Genomic DNA, 21,932 nt, shown 5'->3' on the forward strand with positions numbered 1-21,932 from the left:
TGAACCGCGCAGATGGGAGATTTATGTGGGCAATGTGGAGACTGTGTGGAGATGCAGCACCACTTGCACGCCGCCTTGCACATTGCCGATCTGCAACGCGCCGCCGTGCAGCTTCACCACTTCTTCCACGAAATTAAGGCCCAGGCCGGTGCTTTTGCGCCCGCTGGCCGGGCGTGGCAGCGAGTAGAAACGCTCACTCAGGCGCGGCAAGGCATAGTCGGGAATGGCCGCAGCCTGGTTGAACAGGCTGACCTGCACGTCGTTGTGCTGCGTGTGTGCGCTGAACCTCAAGGTGCCACCGGGCGGCGTGAAGTCCAGGGCGTTATCGAGCAGATTACCCAAGGCCTGGCGCAGCAGGAACGGCTCGCCAAATACCTTCACATCCGCGGCAATCGCCTGTTCGACGTGCAAGCCGGCGCCTTCAATGCGCGCGCACTGGGCCTTGAGTACCTCGTCGACCAAGGCCGCCAACGGCATGCTGACTTGCTCTTCCAGACCTTGGCGCTGCTCCACTTGGGCGAGGTTCAGCAGGCGCTCGATCAACTGTTGCAAGCGCGCGCTTTCATTGTCGATATTGCCGACGAAACGCTGCTGTTGCTCACGGGTCATGTCGCCCTGCAACAGCTCAGCCGCGCCACGAATTGCCGCCAGTGGGCTTTTCAGCTCGTGGGTCAATGTGTGCACGTAACGCTCGACGTAGGCCTTGCCCTCCAGCTGCGTGCGCATGTGCTCGACGGCGGTGGACAGCTGCTTGAGCTCGCCGCCACGGTAATGCGGCAACTCCGCGCGCCGGCCTTCGCTCACAGCCTGGGCATACGCCGTCAGCCGATGCAGCGCCACGCTCAGCCACCACGACAATGCTGCGCCGAGCAGCAGGCCGAGGATCACCAACCCGGCGCCGTACCACAGCAGCCGGTGCTCGGTACGGTCGACATAGGGCTGCAACGAGCTGTTGGGCTTGGCCACGGTGACCACGCCGATGATCTGGCCGTTATCGCGGATCGGCGCGCCCACATGCATCACCGACGAGTTGGGGTCATCCAGTTCGCTTTTGGTCGACCGCGCGCCATATTCGCCGCGCAAGGTCAGGTACACATCGTTCCATTTGGAATAGTCCTGGCCGACCGCCTCGCCCGTGGAATCGAGCAACACAATGCCCTTGGCGTCCGTCACGTAGATACGGTGGTTGACCTGGTTTTTCGGCAGGCCCCAAATGGTCGCGCCCGGCTGGCGGCTGCCGTAGGCCTTGAGCAGCTCCGGCCAGTGGCTTTGGCCGAGGGTGCCGTTCTTCACGTCCAGCCGCAGGATTTCGGCCAGCAGGTTGGCCGTGTCCACCAGGGTTTCTTCGGTGGACTGGCGCACGCCGGGGCGGATCTCTTTCATCACGGTGTTAAGCACGAAATAGCCGGTCAGGCCGATAAACAGCGCGTACACCAGAAAAATCCGCAGCCCCAGGCGCATCAGCTGTGGCTCGGGCTGTAGCTGTAACCCAGGCCACGGTGGGTCTGGATCGGCTCGGCGTCGGCGGCCACGCTTCGCAGTTTGCTGCGCAGGCTTTTGATATGGCTGTCGATATTGCGTTCGTAGCCAGCGTCGGCAGGCACGCCCACCGCGTCGAGCAGTTGCTCGCGGCTGAACACGCGTTCGGGTTGCTCGAGCAGGCTTTGCAGCAAGCGGAACTCATGACGCGTCAGGCTCAGGGGCTGGCCGCGGTAATGGATTTGCATGCGTTCCAGGTCAACCTGGAACACGGCAGGCGCGGCGCCTGGACTGACACGTTTGAGGATGGCCCGCACCCGCGCCGCCACTTCCCTCGGGCTGAACGGCTTGACCACATAATCGTCGGCACCGATCTCCAGGCCCACCACGCGATCAATCTCTGCATCCCGCGCACTGAGGAACATCACCGGCACTTCACTGAAACGGCGCAATTGTTTGCAGGTTTCAAAGCCGCTGATGTCCGGCAGGCCGATGTCGAGGATGATCAAGTCAGCGGGCGACTGGCGCTGATGGGCCAGCGCCTCCTGGCCAAGGCTCAGCCAGGTGGTGGTGAAGCCCTCGCCTTGCAGGGCGAAAATCAGCGTATCGGCTATCGCCGCTTCGTCTTCGACAATCAGGATATGCGGCATGTGGGTCCGTCAGCAGTCCGGTTTGTCAGCAGTGTAACGACGCGCCGGATTCACCGCTGCGCCGAATTCACGCAGCGCCTTGGCGCCGATCAGCAGCGGGTAGTTGAAGCTGCTGCGGTCGGTGAGGTTGACCTCAACGGTGCGCTTGACGTTGCCCAGGCACATTTCCAGATCGATCACAGGGCGCTTGGCCACGGTGGCTTCGTCCTTGTCATCGTCTTCGTCAGCGCGGCTTTTGATTTTGCTGATGCGCGAGACTTTGTGTTCGTAGACCTTGTTGGTCGCGTCCTTGCCGCCAAGGCGGAAGCGCACCCAATCGTCGCCATCACGGGTGAAGGTCTCGATGTCTCGGGCCGACAGCGAGGCGGTCAGCGCACCGGTGTCCATCTTGGCCTTGAAGGTTTCGCCGATCTCCGGCAACTGGATGTATTCGTAGCGACCGTAAAGGGTCGGCTCGGCGGCCAGGACAGGCTGGGCAGCCACAACAGGAAGAACGAGGGCGAACGCGGCAAGGAGCAGTTTCACGAAGTGATTTCCTCGAAAGAAGTAGGCGGATTCTAGACCGCAAAGGCAGCACTTAGTTAGTTCTCAACCATACCCGGAATATTGTGAAACATTCGTCCAGCGATTTGCGATTTGGCCTCTAGACTCAGCTTGCTTATCATGGCCCGCCCACAGGATTGCAAGAGTTACTTATGCGCCGCCTGCTCACCGGCTGTTTCGTCACACTGCTGCTATTGCTCAACACCCTGGTGCTGTTCGGGCCGTTGATGCTGTTTGCCCTGCTCAAGCTGGTGGCGCCCGGGCGCTATCGCGACTATGCCTCGTGGGCGGTGATGTGGATCGCCGAGACCTGGGCTGAAATCGACAAGCTGATTTTTTCGCTGTGCATCCCCACCCAATGGGACATCCGCGGTGGCGCGCAGCTACGTGGCGACACCTCTTACCTGGTGATCAGCAACCATCAGTCGTGGGTCGACATTCCGGCGCTGATCCAGGCGCTCAACCGGCGCACGCCGTTCTTCAAATTCTTCCTGAAAAAAGAGCTGATCTGGGTGCCCTTCCTCGGCCTGGCCTGGTGGGCGCTGGATTACCCATTCATGAAGCGCTACACCAAGGCATTCCTGGCCAAGCACCCGGAGCTGGCAGGCCAGGACCTGAAAATCACCAAACAAGCCTGCGAGCTGTTCAAGCGCCAGCCGGTGACCGTGGTGAATTACCTGGAAGGCACGCGGTTCAACGCGGCCAAACACAAGCAGCAGGACTCACCGTATGCCCGGTTGCTCAAACCCAAGGCGGGCGGTGTGGCGTTTGTGCTGGCAGCGCTGGGTGAACAGCTGGATGCGGTGCTCGACGTGACCGTGGTCTATCCGCAGCAAAAAATTCCGGGGTTTTGGGATTTGATCAGCGGCGCGGTGCCCAAAGTGATCATCGACATTCGCACCCGTGAACTCGACCCGGCGCTATGGCAGGGCGATTACGAGAATGATCCGGCCTTTCGCCAGACCGTCCAGAACTGGGTGAACCAGCTCTGGAGGGAGAAGGACGCGCGCATCACACACCTGCGCGCGGAGCCTATTTAGCTGCCAGTGCCCCAGGCCGAGGCGAGTTTGCCCAGCACCGACTCGTTGGCGCCCTGGCCACCCAGGTATTGCAGGATCACCGGCGCAAACTTGCCGATCATGCTGTTATCCATGCCCAGCGCACTGAAGGCGGTGTTCAAGTCGTTGGTGTTCTTCACGTTACCCAGCACGCTGTCCAGGCCGCTGGTTTTGCTGCCGCCGCTCTGGCCGAGCATCCCGCTCAAGGCACCGAGGCTGCCCAGAGAGTTGCTCCCCGAGAGTTTGTCCAGGCCGGGCACGCTTTTGCCCAATTGCGAATAGTCGGTGCTGCTCAATTGGTTCTTGGCCAGGCCCAACATGGCGCCAGTGCCGCCGACGGCTTGTTCAGGGGTGACGTTCAGTTGCGAAGTCAGGGCGCTCAGCAGCCCTGCGGTCTGGGAACTTGGCGCTGCAGCAGCCGCCTTGTTGTTGCTGCCCTGGGCGCCGGAAACGGCGTTGGCCACGTCACCGAGGCTGAAACCTGCGGCAAACACCGGGCTGGCGGCCACGGTCATCAGGCAGGACAGGGCAAAACCGCGTGAAATCTTCATTAAGACAACCTCTGAATGTAGGAGCTAAAAGCAGGCGTTGGACTGACAGTCCCGAAGGATTGTTCCCACCTGAAGATTAGTTCAGAAAAAGCTGCATCCAAATTACCCGCCCGCGCGTATACCCAGCATGCACCGCTCGGAGTCGGATGGAATGAATGCTCAAGCTGGACTACCCTCTGCCTACCGTGCGCAGTCCCGTCGCCCTCGTTCGAGAGCCTGGAGAAGCCCTATTTCGATCAACGATGCTGACCCCTTGCAGCCCCTGCTGGCGCAGTGCGCCCTGGGCAACCGCCAGGCGTTCGAGACCCTCTACCGCAGTGTTTCGCCACGCCTGCACGGTATTGCGTTCCGGTTCATGGGCCGCAAGGACCTGGCTGAAGAAGTCCTGCAGGAAGCCTTTGTGCGCATCTGGTACAACGCTTCGCGCTATGAGGCGCACCTGGCGGCGCCGATGACCTGGATGGTGAATATCACCCGTAACCTGGCCATCGACCAGTTGCGCAAGCACCGTGAACAGCCCTTGGCCGATGGCCAGCAGGACGCAATGCTTGACGACAGCCCCAGCGCCCACGAGCAACTCGACAGCGAGCGCGAGGCCCGCGCCCTGAACCGCTGCCTCGACACACTCGATGGCATGCAGCGCCAATCGATCACCGTGGCTTACTTCCAGGGCCTGTCGTGCTCGGAATTGGCCAACCACTTGGCTGCGCCCCTGGGCTCGGTCAAATCCTGGATTCGCCGCGGCATGGAGCGCCTGCGCAGGTGCCTTGAATCATGAACTACCAAACCACCGCCCTGCGCCGCGCCCTCGCCGCCGACTACGCGATCGGCCTGATGCCGGCTACCGCCCGTCGGCGCTTCGACGCCCTGTTATTGGAAGACGCTGCGCTGCGCGTCGAACTCGGCCATTGGCAGGATGCCCTCGCCAGCCTGACCGGCGCGCTGCCCGAACGGCCGGTGCCGGATCATGTGTGGGCAGGCATCAAGGCACGGATCGAGCCGCAAGTGCTGCATGTGCCGGCGAAGAAACCGTTCTGGATGAACGTGCGTCTGCTGGCGGCTGCCTGCGCAGTCGTGGTTGCCGTGCTGGTCGGAGTGCTTTATCAGCGTGATATCGGCGCCGAGTACAACGCCACGCTGGTCGCGGCTAACCAGCAACCGGCAATGCAGATCCAGGCGTTTGGCGATCACCTGCAAGTGGAGCCGCTGACGTTGGCGGCGGTAGAGCCGACGCGCGCGCTGGAACTGTGGGTCATTGCGCCCGGTGGCAAACCGGTTTCTCTGGGGTTGGTGCCCAGCTCGGGTAAAGGCCGAATCCAGCTGAGCAAGGAACAGCAAGCGCTGCTGGCTGCACCCGTGACCCTCGCCGTCAGCCTGGAGCCGCAAGGCGGCTCGCCGACCGGGCAGCCAACCGGACCGGTCCTGTACCAAGGCGCACTCGCCTCTCGCTGACACCATTCGATACCTGTGGGAGCTGGCTTGCCTGCGATAGCGGTGGTCAGCCAAGGATAGGTCAACAGGCCCGCCGCCATCGCAGGCAAGCCAGCTCCCACATTTTGATCGTCGTCGGCCAAACGACTTGCTCACAGCGCTTGCAGGCTTAAGCACTCGACGCAAAAAGGGCGACCCATGGGTCGCCCTTTTGTTTGGCCTAAGCCTTACGCCGCACTGAACAACTTATGCGGATCAATCACAAACTTCTTCGGCACACCCGCATCGAACTCGCCGTACCCACGCGGCGCGTCATCCAGGCTGATGACCTGCACACCAACAATTTCAGCAATGTTGATACGGTCCCACATGATCGCCTGCATCAGCTGGCGGTTGTACTTCATCACTGGGGTTTGGCCGGTGTGGAAGCTGTGGGATTTAGCCCAGCCCAGACCGAAGCGAATGCTCAGGCTGCCCATTTTCGCGGCGGCGTCGACGGCGCCTGGGTCTTCGGTGACGTACAGGCCAGGGATACCGATTTTGCCCGCCACGCGGACCACGCCCATCAGCGAGTTGAGCACGGTGGCCGGTGCTTCTGCCTTGGCGCCTTCATGGCCGTGGCCACGGGCTTCGAAGCCCACCGCATCGACGGCGCAGTCAACTTCGGGCTCGCCCAGCAGTGCGGCGATCTGTTCGTGCAGCGGCGTGTCTTTGGACAGGTCGGCAATTTCAAAGCCCTGCGCCTTGGCGTGTGCCAGGCGGATCGGGTTGACGTCGCCGATGATCACCACAGCGGCGCCCAGTAACCGCGCCGAAGCGGCCGCGGCCAGGCCAACCGGGCCGGCGCCGGCGATATACACCGTGCTGCCCGGACCAACGCCAGCGGTGACGGCGCCGTGATAGCCGGTTGGCAGGATGTCGGAGAGGCAGGTCAGGTCGCGAATTTTCTCCATGGCCTTGTCGCGGTCCGGCAGTTTCAGCAGGTTGAAGTCGGCGTACGGCACCAGCACGTATTCGGCCTGGCCGCCGGTCCAGTCGCCCATGTCGACATAACCGTATGCGCCACCGGCACGGGCCGGGTTGACGGTCAGGCACACGCCGGTGTGTTGTTCTTTGCACGAGCGGCAGCGGCCGCATGCGACGTTGAACGGCACCGAGACCAGGTCGCCGATTTTCAGGTTTTCGACGTCGCTGCCCTTCTCGATCACTTCGCCGGTGATTTCGTGCCCCAGGACCAGGCCGGTCTGGGCGGTGGTGCGGCCGCGCACCATGTGTTGGTCGGAGCCGCAGATGTTGGTGGAGACCACGCGCAGGATGACGCCGTGCTCAATCTTCCTGCCACGGGGGTCCTGCATTTTGGGGTAGTCGATTTTCTGTACTTCGACCTTGCCGTTGCCGAGATACACGACACCACGATTACCAGACATGCTTTCACCTCGCTGTTGTTTTTATGGAACCGCGTTGCCCAGGCAGGCAGCGCGTTTAAGTGCTCGGGTTACAGATGCTGTGTTTGCGTTGTTTGTCAGGGCCTCATCGGGGGCAAGCCCCCTCCCACATTTGACTGCATTCACCTATCAAAGGTAGGAGGGGCCTTGCCCGCGATGGCGTCAGTCAAAGCACCACCGTTCTATTGGCGTTCAAAAACACCCGCCGCTCAATGTGATACCCCACCGCCCGGGCCAGCGTCAGCCCTTCGATATCCCGCCCCTTGGCAATCAAATCCTCGGGATAGTGGCTGTGGTCCACCACCTCCACGCCCTGGGCGATGATCGGGCCTTCATCCAGGTCGTTGTTGATGTAATGCGCGGTGGCACCGACCAGTTTCACGCCCTTGTTGTAGGCCTGGTGGTACGGCTTGGCGCCTTTGAACCCCGGCAGCAACGAGTGATGGATATTGATGGCTTTGCCATCCAGCTTGCGGCACAGCTCTGGCGACAGCACTTGCATGTAGCGCGCAAGAATCACCAGTTCGGCGCCGGTCTCTTCAATCACTTGCCACACCTGACGCTCCTGGGACGGCTTGTCGTTGGGGTCGAGGGGGAAATGGTAGTAGGGAATCTGGTGCCAGTCGGCCAATGGCTTGAGGTCAGGGTGATTGGACACCACGGCGACCACGTCCATCGACAGTTGGCCGATGCGCTGGCGGTACAGCAGGTCGTTGAGGCAGTGATCGGCCTTGGAGACCATGATCACCACTTTTGGCCGGTAATTCGGCGCCGTCAGCTCGAAGATCATCCCAAACGCTTCACCGCGCGTGGCCAGGCCGTCGCGAAACGCCTGCTCGTCAAACCCGTCGGGCTGGCGGAATTCCACGCGAATAAAAAACCGGCCCGAGAGTCGGTCATCGAACGAATGGTGCTCGGTGACGTAGCAGCCCTGTTCGAACAGGTAGCGGGTGACCGCGTCCACCGTGCCGAGCACGCTGGGGCAGTCGGCGGTCAAAATCCATGTATCAGGTGCGCGGCTCATAGTGAATCCTCAGGCCCTTGTGGCGAGGGGGCTTGCCCCCCGTTGGGCGGCGAAGCAGCCCCAAAACCTGCCACTCGGCTGTTTCAGAAAAAATACGCGAATCCTGGGACCGCTGCGCGCTCCAACGGGGGGCAAGCCCCTCGCCACAACAGCCCTCTGGTGTTCATTCGATCAGGCTTGAACACTCAGGCCGAATTCGGCCGAGGCATCCTGCAGCCACAACCACCAGTAATCCGAGAAGCTGCGACGAATCACCAGTTCCCAAGTGTCTTCAGCCGTGTGGCGGATCACCAATTGCGACTTGGCGAACACCGTGCCCACCGCCTTGCCCACCGGGAAGTTGTTGGGGTGCACGTCGTAGCTGGTGGACTTCATCAGCACGTCGCGCACGTTCGGGCCGCTGAGTTCGAGGATCTGCTGACCGCCGCTGACGTTGACGACCTGGATGTGCAGGTCGCCCAAGGCAGCCCGCAGGTTTTGTTCGGCGGCAAATTCTTCACCGCTTGGCACCACCAGCAGCCACTCATCCGGGCCGAGCCATTGCAGGCTGGTTTCGCCGTTGATGATGACTTGCAGGGCGCCAGGCAGTTCGATGCCGAGGGCTTTGTGCACGCCGGCAGCGAAGGCCGCGTCGTGGCCATCCCCACGGAGGGTCAGGTGGCCGAGCAGTTTCTTTTCACGCACGGTCACGCCGGCGTTCTTGCGGCCCTTGCCCACCAGGCTGGCGAGGTCGGCATGGTGCAGCGACGACTCGGCCTTGGCGCCGGCGGTGGGGCGTTGTTGGTAAACATTGGCTGCTGTCATAAAGCACCTATCTGAATTCTGTTGTGGGGCTACTGGCCTCATCGGGGGTAAGCCCCCTCCCACAGGGGAATGCATTTCACAATGTGGGAGGGGCATGCCCCCGATACAGGCACCTCGGTCTATCAGATGTTCTGCCGCTCACCTTTCGGATCAAAGAACACCGAGGACACAATCTCCGCCTCGATCACGCTGCCATCGGCCTGCGGTGAGAACACCCGCTCGCCGATGCGCTTCAAACCGCCCTTCACCACCGCCATCGCAAACGAGTAACCCAGCGAGTTATGCGCATAGCTTGAGGTCACGTGGCCGACCATCTTCATCGGGATCGTCTGCTTCGGATCGAACACCAGCTGCGCGCCTTCCGGCAGCCACACCGTCGGATCAATCGGCTTCAAGCCCACCAGTTGCTTGCGCTCCTCACGTACGCAGTCTTCACGGTTCATCCCGCGCCAGCCGATCCACGAGAACGGCTTGGTGCGGCCTACGCACCAGCCCATGTTCAGGTCGTCCGGGGTCATCGAGCCGTCGGTGTCCTGGCCGACGATGATGAAACCCTTCTCGGCCCGCAGCACGTGCATGGTCTCGGTGCCGTACGGGGTCAGGTTGTACTTTTTGCCCGCCTCGACGATCTGCTCGAGCACGCCCATGGCGTAGTCGGCCTGCACGTTGACCTCAAACGACAGCTCGCCGGTAAACGAAATACGGAACACCCGCGCCGGCACGCCGCCGACCAGGCCTTCTTTCCAGGTCATGAACGGGAAGCCGTCCTTGTCCAGGTCGATATCAGTCACTTCGGCCAGCAGCTTGCGGCTGTTGGGGCCGGACAGGGTCATGGTTGCCCAGTGGTCGGTGACCGAAGTGAAGTACACCTTCAGGTCTGGCCACTCGGTCTGTTGGTAGATCTCCAGCCATTGCAATACGCGCGCGGCGCCGCCGGTGGTGGTGGTCATCAGGAAGTGGTTGTCAGCGAGGCAGGCGGTCACGCCGTCGTCGAAGACCATGCCGTCTTCCTTGCACATCAGGCCGTAGCGCGCCTTGCCCACGTCGAGCTTGGTCCAGGCATTGCTGTAGATGCGGTTGAGGAACTCGCGGGCATCCGGGCCTTGAATGTCGATCTTGCCGAGGGTGGACGCATCCAGCAGGCCGACGCTGTCGCGCACCGCCAGGCATTCGCGTTTGACGGCGGCGTGCAGGTCTTCACCGTTACGCGGGAAGTACCACGGGCGTTTCCACTGGCCGACGTCTTCAAACTCGGCGCCGTTTTTCACGTGCCAGGCGTGCAGCGCGGTGTAGCGCACCGGTTCGAAGATGTGCCCACAGTGGCGGCCCGCTACGGCGCCGAAGGTCACCGGCGTGTAGTTGGGGCGGAACATCGTGGTGCCCATCTGCGGGATGGTGACGTTCAGCGAGCGGGCCGCGATGGCCAGGCCGTTGACGTTGCCGAGCTTGCCCTGGTCAGTGCCGAAGCCCAGCGCGGTGTAGCGTTTGACGTGCTCGACCGACTCGAAACCTTCGCGAGTGGCGAGTTCGATGGCGGCGGCGGTGACGTCGTTTTGCAGGTCGACGAATTGCTTCGGTGCCCGTGCAGTGGCTTTCTCGTGCGGCACCTGGAACAGCGCCAGGGTCGGCTCTTCCAGACGGCTCAAGGCTTTCGGCAGTGTGCCTTCCACCGGCGCAAAACCGGCTTCGCTGGCCGCGCGCACGCCGCCTTCAAAGCCATCGGCCAGGGAATCGCCAAGGCCGTAGACGCCATTGATGCCACCGACGCACACGCGTTTTTGCGGTGCTTCGCCCGGCACAAAACCGAGGATGTCTTCACGCCAGGTCGGCTTGCCGCCGAGGTGCGAAGCCAAGTGAACGACAGGGCTGTAGCCGCCGGAGCTGGCGACCAGGTCGCAGTCCAGCCACTCACCGGGGCTGGTGACTTTGTGCGCTTTAACGTCAATGGCGGCGACGCGAGCAGCGGTCACGTGCTTGCTGCCACGCGCTTCGATCACGGCGCTGCCGGTGAGGATGCGAATGCCTTTGGCGCGGGCTTCTTCCACCAGCGCACCGCGAGGGTTGTGGCGCGCATCGGCCACGGCGACGACGGTGAGGCCCGCGTCGAACCAGTCCAGCGCCACGCGGTAGGCGTGGTCGTTATTAGTCGAAAGCACCAGTTTTTTACCGGGTGCCACGCCGTAACGACGCACGTAAGTCGAGACCGCGCCGGCGAGCATGTTGCCCGGCACGTCGTTGTTGCCGTACACCAACGGGCGCTCGCAGGCACCGGTCGCCAGCACCACGCGCTTGGCCCGCACACGGTGGATGCGCTGACGCACCACGCCAATCGGCGCACGGTCACCGAGGTGGTCGGTGAGGCGTTCGTGAATGGTCAGGAAGTTGTGGTCGTGGTAACCGTTGACGGTGGCGCGGGGCAGCAGCACCACGTCCGGCAGAGCCTTGAGCTCAGCGATCACACTGGCAACCCACTCGGTGGCCGGCTTGCCGTCGAGGCTTTCGCGCGAATCCAGCAGCGAGCCGCCGAACTCTTCCTGCTCGTCGGCGATGATTACTCGCGCGCCGCTGCGCGCAGCCGCCAGGGCGGCCGATAAACCGGCAGGGCCTGCGCCCACAATCAGCACGTCGCAATGACGGTTCATGTTGTCGTAGGTGTCCGGGTCGTTCTCGGTGGGCGAGCGCCCCAGACCTGCTGCCTTGCGAATGTACTTCTCGTACGTCATCCAGAACGATTGCGGGTACATGAAGGTTTTGTAGTAGAAACCCGGTGGCATCAGCTTGCCGCCGACCTTGCCGAGAATGCCCATCATGTCGTTGTTCACGCTCGGCCAGCCGTTGGTGCTGGTGGCGACCAAACCCTGGTAAAGCGCCTGTTGCGTGGCACGCACGTTAGGGATTTGCGTGGCTTCGGTGGCGCCGATCTGCAGCACCGCGTTCGGCTCTTCGGCACCGGCGGCAAAGATGCCGCGCGGGCGCGAGTACTTGAAGCTGCGGCCGATGATGTCGACGCCATTGGCCAGCAAGGCGGCGGCCAGCGTGTCGCCCTCAAAGCCTTTGTAGCTCTGGCCGTTGAAGCTGAAGGTCAGGACTTTGTTACGGTCGATGCGACCACCGTTGGACAGGCGATTGATCTGGCTCATACCTTCTCTCCAGAAGCCTTGGCGGTGAATTGCGGCTGAGTGCCTATCTTGTAGGTTTCAAGAATTTCGTAGGTCACGGTGTCGCGCGTGGCGTTGAAATACTGGCGGCAACCGGCGGCGTGAATCCACAGCTCGTGGTGCAGCCCGCGGGGGTTGTCGCGGAAGAACATGTAGTCGCCCCACTGCTCATCAGTGCAGGCATTCGGGTCCAGCGGGCGCGGGATGTGCGCTTGGCCGGACGCGTGAAATTCCTCTTCGGAGCGCAGTTCGCCACAGTGAGGACAGAAGATATGCAACATAGGAAATTTCTCCTGTTAGTGGGCGACGGCCGCAGCGCCGTGTTCGTCGATCAACGCGCCGTTGTGGAAACGGTCGATGGAGAAAGGCGCGGCCAGCGGGTGCATTTCACCCTTGGCGAGGCTCGCGGCAAACACGTTGCCTGAGCCCGGCGTGGCCTTGAAGCCACCGGTGCCCCAACCGCAGTTGAAGAACATGTTCGGCACTGGCGTCTTGGAGATGATCGGGCAGGCGTCCGGCGTGGTGTCGACGATGCCGCCCCACTGACGGTTCATGCGTACGCGCGACAGCACCGGGAACATCTCGACGATGGCCTGAATGGTGTGTTCGATCACCGGGTACGAGCCGCGCTGGCCATAGCCGTTGTAGCCGTCGATGCCGGCGCCGATCACCAGGTCGCCCTTGTCGGACTGGCTGATGTAACCGTGCACGGCGTTGGACATGATCACGCTGTCGATAATCGGCTTGATCGGCTCGGAAACGAGCGCTTGCAGCGGGTGGGATTCGATCGGCAGGCGGAAGCCCGCGAGCGAAGCCATGTGCCCGGAGTTACCGGCCGTCACCACACCGACGCGCTTGGCGCCAATAAAGCCCTTGTTGGTTTCCACACCGATGCACACGCCGTTTTCCTTGCGAAAGCCGATCACTTCGGTCTGCTGGATCAAGTCCACGCCGAGGGCGTCGGCAGCTCGCGCAAAACCCCAGGCCACGGCATCGTGACGGGCCACGCCGCCGCGCCGTTGCACGGTGGCGCCGAGTACCGGGTAGCGGGTGTTTTTCGAGCAGTCGAGGTACGGGATCTCGTCGGCCACTTGTTTGGCGTTGAGCAGTTCGCCGTCCACGCCGTTGAGGCGGTTGGCGCTGACGCGGCGCTCGGAGTCACGGATGTCTTGCAGGGTGTGGCACAGGTTGTAGACGCCACGCTGGGAGAACATCACGTTGTAGTTCAGGTCCTGGGACAGGCCTTCCCACAGTTTCATCGCGTGTTCGTACAGGTGCGCCGACTCGTCCCACAGGTAGTTGGAACGCACGATGGTGGTGTTGCGCGCGGTGTTACCGCCGCCCAGCCAGCCTTTCTCGACCACGGCCACATTGGTGATGCCGTGTTCTTTGGCCAGGTAGTAGGCGGTCGCCAGACCATGCCCGCCGCCGCCGACGATGACCACGTCGTAGACCTTTTTCGGTGTGGGCGTGCGCCACATCTTCTGCCAGTTTTCGTGGTGGCTGAGTGAGTGCTTGAAGAGGCCGAAGCCCGAGTAGCGTTGCATAGTCATTACTCCAAAACCGCGCTCAGCGATAAACCGGGAAATCAGCGCACAGGGCAGACACGTGCTTGGCCACGTTGGCCTCGACATCGGCGTCGCCGAGGTTGTCGAGGATGTCGCAGATCCAGCCGGCCAGCTCGATGCACTGCGGCACTTTGAAGCCACGTGTGGTCACCGCCGGGGTGCCGATGCGCAGGCCCGAGGTCACGAACGGCGACTGCGGGTCATTCGGCACGGCGTTCTTGTTGACCGTGATGTGGGCGCGACCAAGGGCGGCGTCCGCCTCTTTGCCGGTGAGGCCCTGACGGATCAGGCTGACCAGGAACAGGTGGTTGTCGGTGCCGCCGGACACCACGTCGTAGCCACGTTTGATAAACACACTGGCCATGGCCTGGGCGTTTTCGATCACTTGTTGCTGGTAGACCTTGAAGCCAGGCTCCGCCGCTTCCTTGAAGCACACCGCCTTGCCGGCGATCACATGCATCAGCGGGCCGCCCTGGGCGCCGGGGAATACGGCGGCGTTGAGTTTTTTCTCAATCTCTTCGTTGGCCTTGGCCAGGATCAAGCCGCCACGCGGACCGCGCAGGGTCTTGTGGGTGGTGGTGGTGACCACATCGGCATACGGCAGCGGGTTCGGGTACAAACCGGCGGCCACCAGGCCGGCGACGTGGGCCATGTCGACGAACAGCAGCGCGCCAACCTTGTCGGCGATCGCGCGGAAACGCGGGAAATCCAGGGTTTTGGAGTAAGCGGAGAAACCGGCCACCACCATCTTCGGCTTGTGCTCCACCGCCAGGCGCTCGACTTCGTCGTAGTCGATCAGGCCGGTGTCAGTGTTGATGCCGTATTGCACCGCGTTGTACAGCTTGCCCGAGGACGACACTTTGGCGCCGTGGGTCAAGTGACCGCCATGGGCCAGGCTCATGCCGAGGATGGTGTCGCCGGCGTTCAGCAGCGCCAGGTACACCGCGCTGTTGGCGGACGAGCCGGAGTGCGGCTGAACGTTGGCGTAATCGGCGCCGAACAGCTGCTTGGCGCGCTCGATGGCCAGGGCTTCAACCTTGTCCACATGCTCGCAGCCGCCGTAGTAGCGCTTGCCGGGGTAGCCTTCGGCGTATTTGTTGGTGAGGCCGCTGCCCTGAGCTTCCATCACGCGTTTGCTGGTGTAGTTCTCTGACGCGATCAGCTCGATATGATCTTCCTGACGCTGCTCCTCGGCATTCATCGCCGCCAGCAAGGCGTCGTCATATCCCTGGATCTGGTCTTTTTTGCTGAACATCGCGTCTCTCCCAGCCTTTCGTATTGTTGAGGCCCGTGCAGGGCCTTTGATGCGATGGTAGGGCTGGCGCAGACAGGTCAAATGCCTACGGACGCCACGCAAAGGTGCGTTTACGACATAGCGGCAACAACACCGATCAAATGTGGGAGGGGCTTGCCCTCGATAGCGGTGGATCAGCTTGCACCTAGGCTGGCTGACACACCGCAATCGGGGGCAAGCCCCCTCCCACAGGGGTTAGGCGATGATCTGGCGCACGAGTAGCAGCAGAAAATGCACGGGATAGAGGGCATACGCCCAGCGCCGCATGGCGGGCGGCGTCACAGGGTTGGCGTGTTGCAAATGTTGGAGGGGGCTTGCCCCCGATAGCGGTGGATCAGCTTGCACCTAGGCTGGCTGACACACCGCAATCGGGGGCAAGCCCCCTCCCACAGGGGTTAGGCGATGATCTGGCGCACGAGTAGCAGCAGGAAATGCACGGGATAGAGTGCATACACCCAGCGCCGCATGGGCGGTGGCGTCACAGGGTTGGCGTGTCGCAATAAGACGATCAAATGTGGGAGGGGGCTTGCCCCCGATAGCGGCGGATCAGCTTACACCTAGGCTGGCTGACACACCGCAATCGGGGGGCAAGCCCCCTCCCACAGGGGTTAGGCGATGATCTGGCGCACGAGTAGCAGCAGCAGAAAATGCACGGGATAGAGTGCATACGCCCAGCGCCGCATGGCGGGCGGCGAGACGTTTTGGGCATGTCGCAATAAGACCAAGCCAGCCAAAGGCGCGATCAGGCAGGCGGCCAACCCGGTCAGTGCCACGGTTGAGCCGCTGTTGAGCAAAATCTGCCATTGATTCGCCGCCACGCAGACCAACCCCGGCAACACGCCGAAATACCATGTCCGACTGAACACCAGCAGCATCGCCAGCGGCAGCAATACACCGAAAATCCCGAACATCAGTTGAGTGGAAAACACCACGCCCAGCACGAGGGCGATCAGCGCCAATCCTCGACCAACAAGCGCCTTCTGCTGCCATCCTCGGGCAACCAGCAGGCCCAGCGCCAGGGTCGGCAACACGTTCAAGGTATCGGCATCGTCGATAAACAATCGGTACGGCACTTCACTGATCACACTGAACAGCAGCAGCCAGCCCAGGTAACGCCATTGGCCCGTTACCGGCGCATCTTTGACCCGGTGCAGGTTCGCCGCAATCGCCAGGCAAAACCAGGGGAATGCCAGGCGCCCCGGCACATACAGGCCATCCAGGCTCAAGCCGACATAGCGCAGGTGATCCAGGACCATGCTCAGCAGCGCCAGCCACTTGAGCAGGTCCAGGGCGCCATCGCGCGCCTGCTTGGCAGGAATCGTTTCAGTACCGTGCATAATTCCCCAGTGACTTTGCATTTACAGTGCGTGCGCCCGCCCAACATTCTTGGTTACAGTGCGCACCAACATCGACCACAGGAATGGGCCATGACCGACAAGAGCCAACAATTCGCCAGCGACAACTATTCCGGCATTTGCCCGGAAGCCTGGGCCGCCATGGAACTCGCCAACCAGGGCCATCAGCGCGCCTACGGCGATGATGAATGGACCCACCGCGCCGCCGACGGTTTCCGCAATCTGTTCGAAACCGACTGCGAAGTATTCTTCGCCTTCAACGGCACCGCCGCCAACTCCCTGGCGTTGTCCTCGCTGTGCCAGAGCTACCATAGCGTGATTTGCTCGGAAACCGCCCACGTCGAAACCGACGAATGCGGCGCGCCGGAGTTTTTCTCCAACGGCTCCAAGCTGCTCACCGCCCGCACCGAAAACGGCAAGCTGACCCCCGAGTCGATCCGCGAGATCGCGCTCAAGCGCCAGGACATTCACTACCCCAAACCACGCGTAGTCACCCTGACCCAAGCCACCGAAGTCGGCAGCGTGTACACCCCGCAAGAAATCCGCGCGATCAGTGCCACCTGCAAGGAACTGGGCCTGAACCTGCACATGGACGGCGCACGCTTTTCCAACGCCTGCGCGTTCCTCGGCTGCTCCCCGGCCGACCTGACGTGGAAAGCCGGCGTGGACGTATTGTGCTTCGGCGGCACGAAAAACGGCATGGCGGTGGGTGAAGCCATCCTGTTCTTCAACCACAAATTGGCTGAAGACTTCGATTACCGCTGCAAACAGGCCGGTCAGCTTGCATCAAAGATGCGCTTTCTCTCGGCACCCTGGGTGGGCTTGCTGGAAAACGACGCCTGGCTCAAACACGCCCGTCACGCCAACCACTGCGCGCAATTGCTGAGCAGCCTGGTGGCGGACATTCCTGGTGTGGAGTTGATGTTCCCGGTGCAAGCCAACGGCGTGTTCCTGCAGCTCTCGGAAGCGGCCATCGAGGCGCTGACGTCCAAGGGCTGGCGCTTCTACACCTTCATCGGCAAAGGTGGCGCGCGGTTCATGTGTGCCTGGGATACCGAGGAAGAGCGCGTGCGCGAATTGGCAGCCGATATACGCGAAGTGATGGGCGCCTGAATTCACCACTGAACAAAATGTGAGAGGGGGCCTGCCCCCGATAGCAGTCTTTCAGTCAATGCATCAGTGACTGTTCCACTGCCATCGGGGGCAAGCCCCCTCCCACATTTGCCCCTGCCCGCTTGAGGGTTTGGCCTATCAGAACTCGATCCGAACATCACCCTTCGGCACGCTGCAGCACGACAGGATGTAGCCTTCGGCCTCGTCTTCCTCGGTAATCCCGCCGTTGTGGTCCATCTCGACCTCCCCGCCCAGCTTCATCACCTTGCAGGTGCCGCAGATGCCCATGCCGCAGGCTTTGGGAATCAGCAAACCAAGCTTGGCCGCAGCGGCGTGGACGGTTTCGCCCGGCGCCACGCGAATGCTCTTGCCCGACGCAATGAACTCCACCTGATGCAGGTCGGCCAAGTCGATTTCGGGGGCGTCAGCGGCCTGTTCGGCTTGCTCCACCGCGTCGGCACGCGCTTCCGGCGGCGTCGCGCCGAAGGACTCTTCGTGGTAGCGCGTCATGTCAAAGCCCGCCACTTCCAGCAGACGCTTCACCGCGTTCATGTACGGCGTAGGGCCGCAGCAGAACACTTCGCGCTCAAGGAAGTCCGGCACCATCAGTTCGAGCATCTTGTGGTTCAGGTAGCCGCGATAACCGGCCCAGGGCTCGCCGAGGCCGTGTTTTTCACAGATCAGGTGCAGGCTGAAGTTGTCGATTCGCGATGCCATGTGTTCCAGCTCGCGGTGGTAAATGATGTCTTTGGGCGAGCGCGCGCTGTGGATAAACGTCATGTCGACATTGGCGTTGGTGTCGTAATACCAACGCGCCATGGACATCACCGGCGTGATACCGACGCCGCCGCTCAGATACAGCACTTTCGGGTTGCTGAAATCGATGGCATTGAACAGCCCCACCGGCCCGTGCACCGCCAGCTCCTGGCCTTCGTGCAGCGTGTCGTGCAGCCAGTTGGAGACTTTGCCGCCCGGCACGCGCTTGATCGTCACCGAAAAGCTGTACGGCACCGACGGTGAACTGGAGATGGTGTAGGAGCGCATGATCGGCTGGCCGTCGATTTCCAGCTCCAGGGTGACGAACTGCCCCGGCTTGAAAAAGAACAGGATCGGCTGGTCGGCCATAAAGCAGAAGGTGCGCACGTCCCAGGTTTCCTGGATGACTTTGACGCAACGGACAATGTGCCGACCATTGGCCCAGGTCTGGGTGGTGACCGGATTCAGGAAGCTGTTGGACATGCTGTTCTCCGCAGCCGTATATCGGCCTGATGGTGGCGATTCTGCGTAACGCGAGAAGCGTCCATTTACCTATCTGCGACATTCACATACTTATCGCGACCAGCCCCCATACCACGGGGGTTGCGCGTCGGGATCAGAGTGGGCCATGTCGCTAATGGACAAGGTTCTGGCCTTTGCCGGGCCCACACTCGCTCCCAACACAGACGCTTTCTTTACGCCTTGCTGCAAAACCTGATTAGCCACTTTTCGCCGGCCACACAGAATGGCCCTGAGGACACACACGATGGACGTCACCGCAACCTTAAGCTTGGGCGATCCGCTGGAACCCGCACGCAAGGCCACCGCGCAAATGCTGCAAGAGCGCGAGCGCACTTTTTCGCTGCCGCAGCCGTTTTACTCTGACGAGCGGCTGTTTGATATCGACATGCAGGAGATCTTCCAGAAAGAGTGGTTGATCGCCGGCATGACCTGCGAGATTCCCACCAAGGGCAACTACCTGACCCTGCAAGTGGGCAAGAATCCGATCATCGTGATCCGTGGCGCCGAGGGCGTGGTGCATGCCTTTCACAACGTGTGCCGTCACCGTGGCTCACGCCTGTGCACCAGCGACAAGGGCAAGGTCGCCAAACTCGTCTGCCACTACCACCAGTGGACCTACGAGCTGGACGGCCGCCTGCTGTTCGCCGGCACCGAGATGGGCGCCGACTTCGACATGAAGCAGTACGGCTTGAAACCCGTGAACGTGAAGACCGCCGGCGGCTACATCTTCATCAGCCTGGCCGAGAACCCGCCGGCCATCGACGACTTCCTGTCGACGCTGAACCACTACATGGAACCCTACGACATGGAAAACACCAAGGTGGCGATCCAGACCACCTTGTTCGAAAAAGCCAACTGGAAGCTGGTGCTGGAAAACAACCGCGAGTGCTACCACTGCAACGCCTCGCACCCGGAACTGTTGAAAACCCTGCTGGAGTGGGACGACGTCACCGATCCGCGCGCCGACCAGGCCTTCAAGGACCACGTCGCCGCTTCCGCCGCCGCGTGGGATGCCGAGAAGATCCCTTACGCCCACGCCAGCTTCGGCCTGCGTAACCGCATCGTGCGCATGCCACTGCTCAAAGGCACCGTGTCGATGACCCTGGACGGCAAACAAGGCTGCAACAAGCTGATGGGCCGCATCAAGAACCCGGACCTGGGCTCGATGCGCATCCTGCACCTGCCGCACTCGTGGAACCACTGCATGGGCGATCACATCATCGTGTTCACCGTGTGGCCGATCAGCGCCCAGGAAACCATGGTTACCACCAAGTGGATCGTGCACAAGGACGCCGTCGAAGGCGTGGACTACGACGTGGAGCGCATGCGCAAAGTGTGGGACGCCACCAACGACCAGGACCGTCGCCTGGCTGAAGAAAACCAGCGCGGGATCAACTCCACCGCCTATCAGCCAGGGCCTTACTCCAAGACGTATGAGTTTGGTGTGGTGAATTTTGTGGATTGGTACAGCGAGCGTTTGCTGAGCAACCTGGGCGCTGCGCCTGCGCCGTATCTCAAGGGCGTGGCCGTACACGAGTAACTGACACGCGACCGATCAAAATGTGGGAGCGGGCTTGCCCGCGAATGCGGCGGATCAGCCAGCACATGTGGCGACTGACAGACCGCCTTCGCGAGCACGCCCGCTCCCACATTAGGTTTGCGCACTGTTCAAAAGTTGATCAACTGCCTTGCAACCCTTTACGGCCCTGCCCTCCAGCCTTCGCCCAACAACTTATCCACAAAGCCACCCACAGCAATTGTGGGCAAGTGCACCTTCTTCTTCGAATTAAATGAAGAAAATCCGTGACTTATTCAAGTCTTGCAGTTTTCACCGCACCTGATCATTTATTAACCAAACCTCTGAAAGCCTCTGATCACGTGGCCTGTAGAACTACGCAAACACCTTATCCACAGAAGCACCAACAGACTTTGGGGGCAACTTTGTCAATGCTGTGGAAAACCGCGTCAAAGCTTCACAATTCAGGCGATTCAGGGGTTTCCGTCGGCAAACCAGACGAATTGATCATATTTTAAACAACCCACTGAAGGCCTTTTTTTATAAGGCCTGTAGCCGATAGCGAACATCTTATCCACAGAAGCGCCAACAGACTTTGGGGGCAAGTGTGTCTCGGGCGATGCCCACGCTTGTGGAAAAACCCAAGCAAAAACCGTCAGTTAGGCTGGTTGTTTTTCGTACAGCGGGCTGCAGGGCTTGATATACAGGGGGTGTGGACAGCCGCGAACAGGTTATCCACAGGTGGATCAACAGGGATTGTGGGTAAGCCCACTAATCAAATGTGGGAGCCGGGCTTGTCCGCGATGCAGGCAACTCGGTTTATCAGTTAGACCGACGTGAGGCTATCGCAGGCAAGCCAGCTCCCACACAAACCAGCTCCGACAGAAAATCACCGCACCACGCCTTCTTCAATAAGCAGCTTGAGAATGGCCTCGGCACCCGCCTCGGGGCTCAGCCCCTTGAGCACTTGCCCACCGCCGCCGCTGGCCTTGGCCGTGGCAGCCTTCATACGGTCGGCGCCGCTCTTGGCCTTGATCACCTTGAGGCGCTTGGGCCGAGGCTTCGCCGGCTGCAGCACCGCACCTGTGAATAACTCGTCCTGCTCAATCTCGACGTCATGGGCGGCCAATGCGCCGCGCTGCCCAGGGCCGTAGGCGCTTTGCCGTGGCTTGGGCGCGGCGTTGTCCACCGTGGCCAGAAACGGCAGGCGCACCTTCAAGCGCCGCCGCTGCCCACGCGGCAAGGCTTGCAGCACGTGGGCGATGCCGCCGTCGATGGACTCCACCTGCGCCAGCCCGACAATCAGCGGCCAGCCCAGTTGCTCGGCCAGCAGAAACGGCAACATGCCCGAGCCCTCGCCGGTTTCCGCCTGGCTGCCGGTGAGCACCACCTGGGCACCGGCATCGCGCAGGTAATCGCTGAGGGCCGGCAAGGCGTCAGCGCCGGCCGGCTGCTCAAGCACGTGCAATTGCGCCAAACCCATGCCCAGGTAACTGCGCAACGTCGGCTCGTGAATGTTGCCGGCGTGCAGCACCTGCAACTTATCCCCCGCCATTTGCAGGCCCAACTCGACGGCGCGGGCATCCTGCTCCGCGCGGCGTGGCCGGCCGGAAGTGGGGTGGGCGCCGATGGATACCAAGCTGATTACAGGCGTTGTCATGGTCA

General features: G+C 61.7%; 19 protein-coding genes and 2 pseudogenes. 5 read left to right on the top strand and 16 right to left on the bottom strand.

All coding sequences use genetic code 11. The annotated features are described in order from the left end of the window. Positions 1-21 precede the first annotated feature (21 nt). From creC to rloA2, 3 genes are read right to left on the bottom strand one after another with little or no spacing between them, the layout of a single operon-like run. On the bottom strand, positions 22-1,461 hold the full coding sequence (gene creC, locus AACW30_RS00265; RefSeq protein ID WP_179609925.1) for a two-component system sensor histidine kinase CreC: 1,440 nt from the start codon (positions 1,459-1,461) through the stop codon (positions 22-24). After that, the gene (gene creB, locus AACW30_RS00270) at positions 1,461-2,129 is read right to left on the bottom strand and encodes a two-component system response regulator CreB (protein ID WP_179609926.1); all 669 of its coding nucleotides are present in this window, start codon (positions 2,127-2,129) and stop codon (positions 1,461-1,463) included. Before creB ends, creC begins: the two co-directional genes overlap by 1 nt. Before the next feature lie 9 nt (positions 2,130-2,138). Next, on the bottom strand, positions 2,139-2,654 hold the full coding sequence (gene rloA2, locus AACW30_RS00275) for a retropepsin-like aspartic peptidase RloA2 (protein ID WP_106575574.1): 516 nt from the start codon (positions 2,652-2,654) through the stop codon (positions 2,139-2,141). 170 nt (positions 2,655-2,824) lie between these two features. On the opposite strand from rloA2, the gene AACW30_RS00280 reads away from it, so the two are divergent. Beyond that, positions 2,825-3,712 carry an acyltransferase gene (locus AACW30_RS00280; RefSeq protein ID WP_119737591.1) on the top strand — a complete coding sequence of 296 codons (888 nt, stop codon included), beginning with the start codon at positions 2,825-2,827 and terminating at the stop codon, positions 3,710-3,712. Here the strand turns inward: AACW30_RS00280 and AACW30_RS00285 are convergent. Beyond that, positions 3,709-4,281, bottom strand: a complete 573-nt coding sequence (locus AACW30_RS00285; protein ID WP_106575576.1) for a DUF2780 domain-containing protein — start codon at positions 4,279-4,281, stop codon at positions 3,709-3,711. The two genes, AACW30_RS00280 and AACW30_RS00285, sit on opposite strands and share 4 nt — an antisense overlap. A gap of 151 nt (positions 4,282-4,432) precedes the next feature. On the opposite strand from AACW30_RS00285, the gene AACW30_RS00290 reads away from it, so the two are divergent. Then, complete coding sequence (locus AACW30_RS00290) at positions 4,433-5,059, top strand: sigma-70 family RNA polymerase sigma factor (RefSeq protein ID WP_234452425.1); 627 nt, start codon at positions 4,433-4,435, stop codon at positions 5,057-5,059. Further along, the gene (locus tag AACW30_RS00295) at positions 5,056-5,733 is read left to right on the top strand and encodes an anti-sigma factor (protein WP_106575578.1); all 678 of its coding nucleotides are present in this window, start codon (positions 5,056-5,058) and stop codon (positions 5,731-5,733) included. Before AACW30_RS00290 ends, AACW30_RS00295 begins: the two co-directional genes overlap by 4 nt. A gap of 206 nt (positions 5,734-5,939) precedes the next feature. Here the strand turns inward: AACW30_RS00295 and fdhA are convergent, their stop codons facing one another. The 10 genes and pseudogenes from fdhA to AACW30_RS00345 form a co-directional block, all read right to left on the bottom strand. Continuing rightward, positions 5,940-7,139 carry a formaldehyde dehydrogenase, glutathione-independent gene (gene fdhA, locus AACW30_RS00300; RefSeq protein ID WP_034116135.1) on the bottom strand — a complete coding sequence of 400 codons (1,200 nt, stop codon included), beginning with the start codon at positions 7,137-7,139 and terminating at the stop codon, positions 5,940-5,942. Positions 7,140-7,323: 184 nt separating this feature from the next. Further along, a complete protein-coding gene (gene purU / locus AACW30_RS00305; RefSeq protein ID WP_032883972.1) occupies positions 7,324-8,181 on the bottom strand; it encodes a formyltetrahydrofolate deformylase in 858 nt (285 codons plus the stop codon). Positions 8,182-8,352: 171 nt separating this feature from the next. After that, entirely contained in the window at positions 8,353-8,985 is a 633-nt protein-coding gene (locus AACW30_RS00310; protein ID WP_106575580.1) for a sarcosine oxidase subunit gamma, read from the bottom strand. A 122-nt stretch (positions 8,986-9,107) separates the two neighbouring features. Next, positions 9,108-12,125 carry a sarcosine oxidase subunit alpha gene (locus tag AACW30_RS00315; RefSeq protein WP_200622084.1) on the bottom strand — a complete coding sequence of 1,006 codons (3,018 nt, stop codon included), beginning with the start codon at positions 12,123-12,125 and terminating at the stop codon, positions 9,108-9,110. Continuing rightward, positions 12,122-12,424: a sarcosine oxidase subunit delta gene (locus AACW30_RS00320; RefSeq protein ID WP_074847785.1), complete on the bottom strand. Its 303-nt coding sequence runs from the start codon at positions 12,422-12,424 to the stop codon at positions 12,122-12,124. The genes AACW30_RS00315 and AACW30_RS00320 overlap by 4 nt, the downstream gene beginning before the upstream one ends. A gap of 15 nt (positions 12,425-12,439) precedes the next feature. Continuing rightward, entirely contained in the window at positions 12,440-13,690 is a 1,251-nt protein-coding gene (locus tag AACW30_RS00325; protein WP_010207084.1) for a sarcosine oxidase subunit beta, read from the bottom strand. Positions 13,691-13,712: 22 nt separating this feature from the next. Further along, a complete protein-coding gene (glyA, locus tag AACW30_RS00330; RefSeq protein WP_106575582.1) occupies positions 13,713-14,966 on the bottom strand; it encodes a serine hydroxymethyltransferase in 1,254 nt (417 codons plus the stop codon). A 234-nt stretch (positions 14,967-15,200) separates the two neighbouring features. Further along, a pseudogene (locus AACW30_RS00335) lies at positions 15,201-15,308 on the bottom strand (TraX family protein); the annotation flags it as partial. A gap of 92 nt (positions 15,309-15,400) precedes the next feature. Next, a pseudogene (locus AACW30_RS00340) lies at positions 15,401-15,514 on the bottom strand (TraX family protein); the annotation flags it as partial. A gap of 99 nt (positions 15,515-15,613) precedes the next feature. Next, positions 15,614-16,342: a TraX family protein gene (locus AACW30_RS00345; protein WP_200622087.1), complete on the bottom strand. Its 729-nt coding sequence runs from the start codon at positions 16,340-16,342 to the stop codon at positions 15,614-15,616. A 90-nt stretch (positions 16,343-16,432) separates the two neighbouring features. Between AACW30_RS00345 and AACW30_RS00350 the strand changes: the two genes are divergently transcribed. Next, a complete protein-coding gene (locus tag AACW30_RS00350) occupies positions 16,433-17,473 on the top strand; it encodes a threonine aldolase family protein (protein WP_200622089.1) in 1,041 nt (346 codons plus the stop codon). A 138-nt stretch (positions 17,474-17,611) separates the two neighbouring features. On the opposite strand, the gene gbcB is transcribed toward AACW30_RS00350, so the two are convergent. After that, a complete protein-coding gene (gene gbcB, locus AACW30_RS00355; protein WP_106575585.1) occupies positions 17,612-18,712 on the bottom strand; it encodes a glycine-betaine demethylase subunit GbcB in 1,101 nt (366 codons plus the stop codon). Positions 18,713-18,995: 283 nt separating this feature from the next. Here gbcB and gbcA point away from each other — a divergent pair, with 283 nt between their 5' ends. Further along, the gene (gene gbcA, locus AACW30_RS00360) at positions 18,996-20,291 is read left to right on the top strand and encodes a glycine-betaine demethylase subunit GbcA (protein ID WP_106575586.1); all 1,296 of its coding nucleotides are present in this window, start codon (positions 18,996-18,998) and stop codon (positions 20,289-20,291) included. A gap of 865 nt (positions 20,292-21,156) precedes the next feature. Here the strand turns inward: gbcA and etfB are convergent. Further along, positions 21,157-21,927, bottom strand: coding sequence for an electron transfer flavoprotein subunit beta (etfB, locus tag AACW30_RS00365; protein WP_119737570.1), 771 nt, complete (start codon positions 21,925-21,927; stop codon positions 21,157-21,159). Positions 21,928-21,932 lie beyond the last annotated feature (5 nt).

This window comes from Pseudomonas sp. MF6747 (assembly GCF_963890955.1).
Taxonomy (GTDB): domain Bacteria; phylum Pseudomonadota; class Gammaproteobacteria; order Pseudomonadales; family Pseudomonadaceae; genus Aquipseudomonas.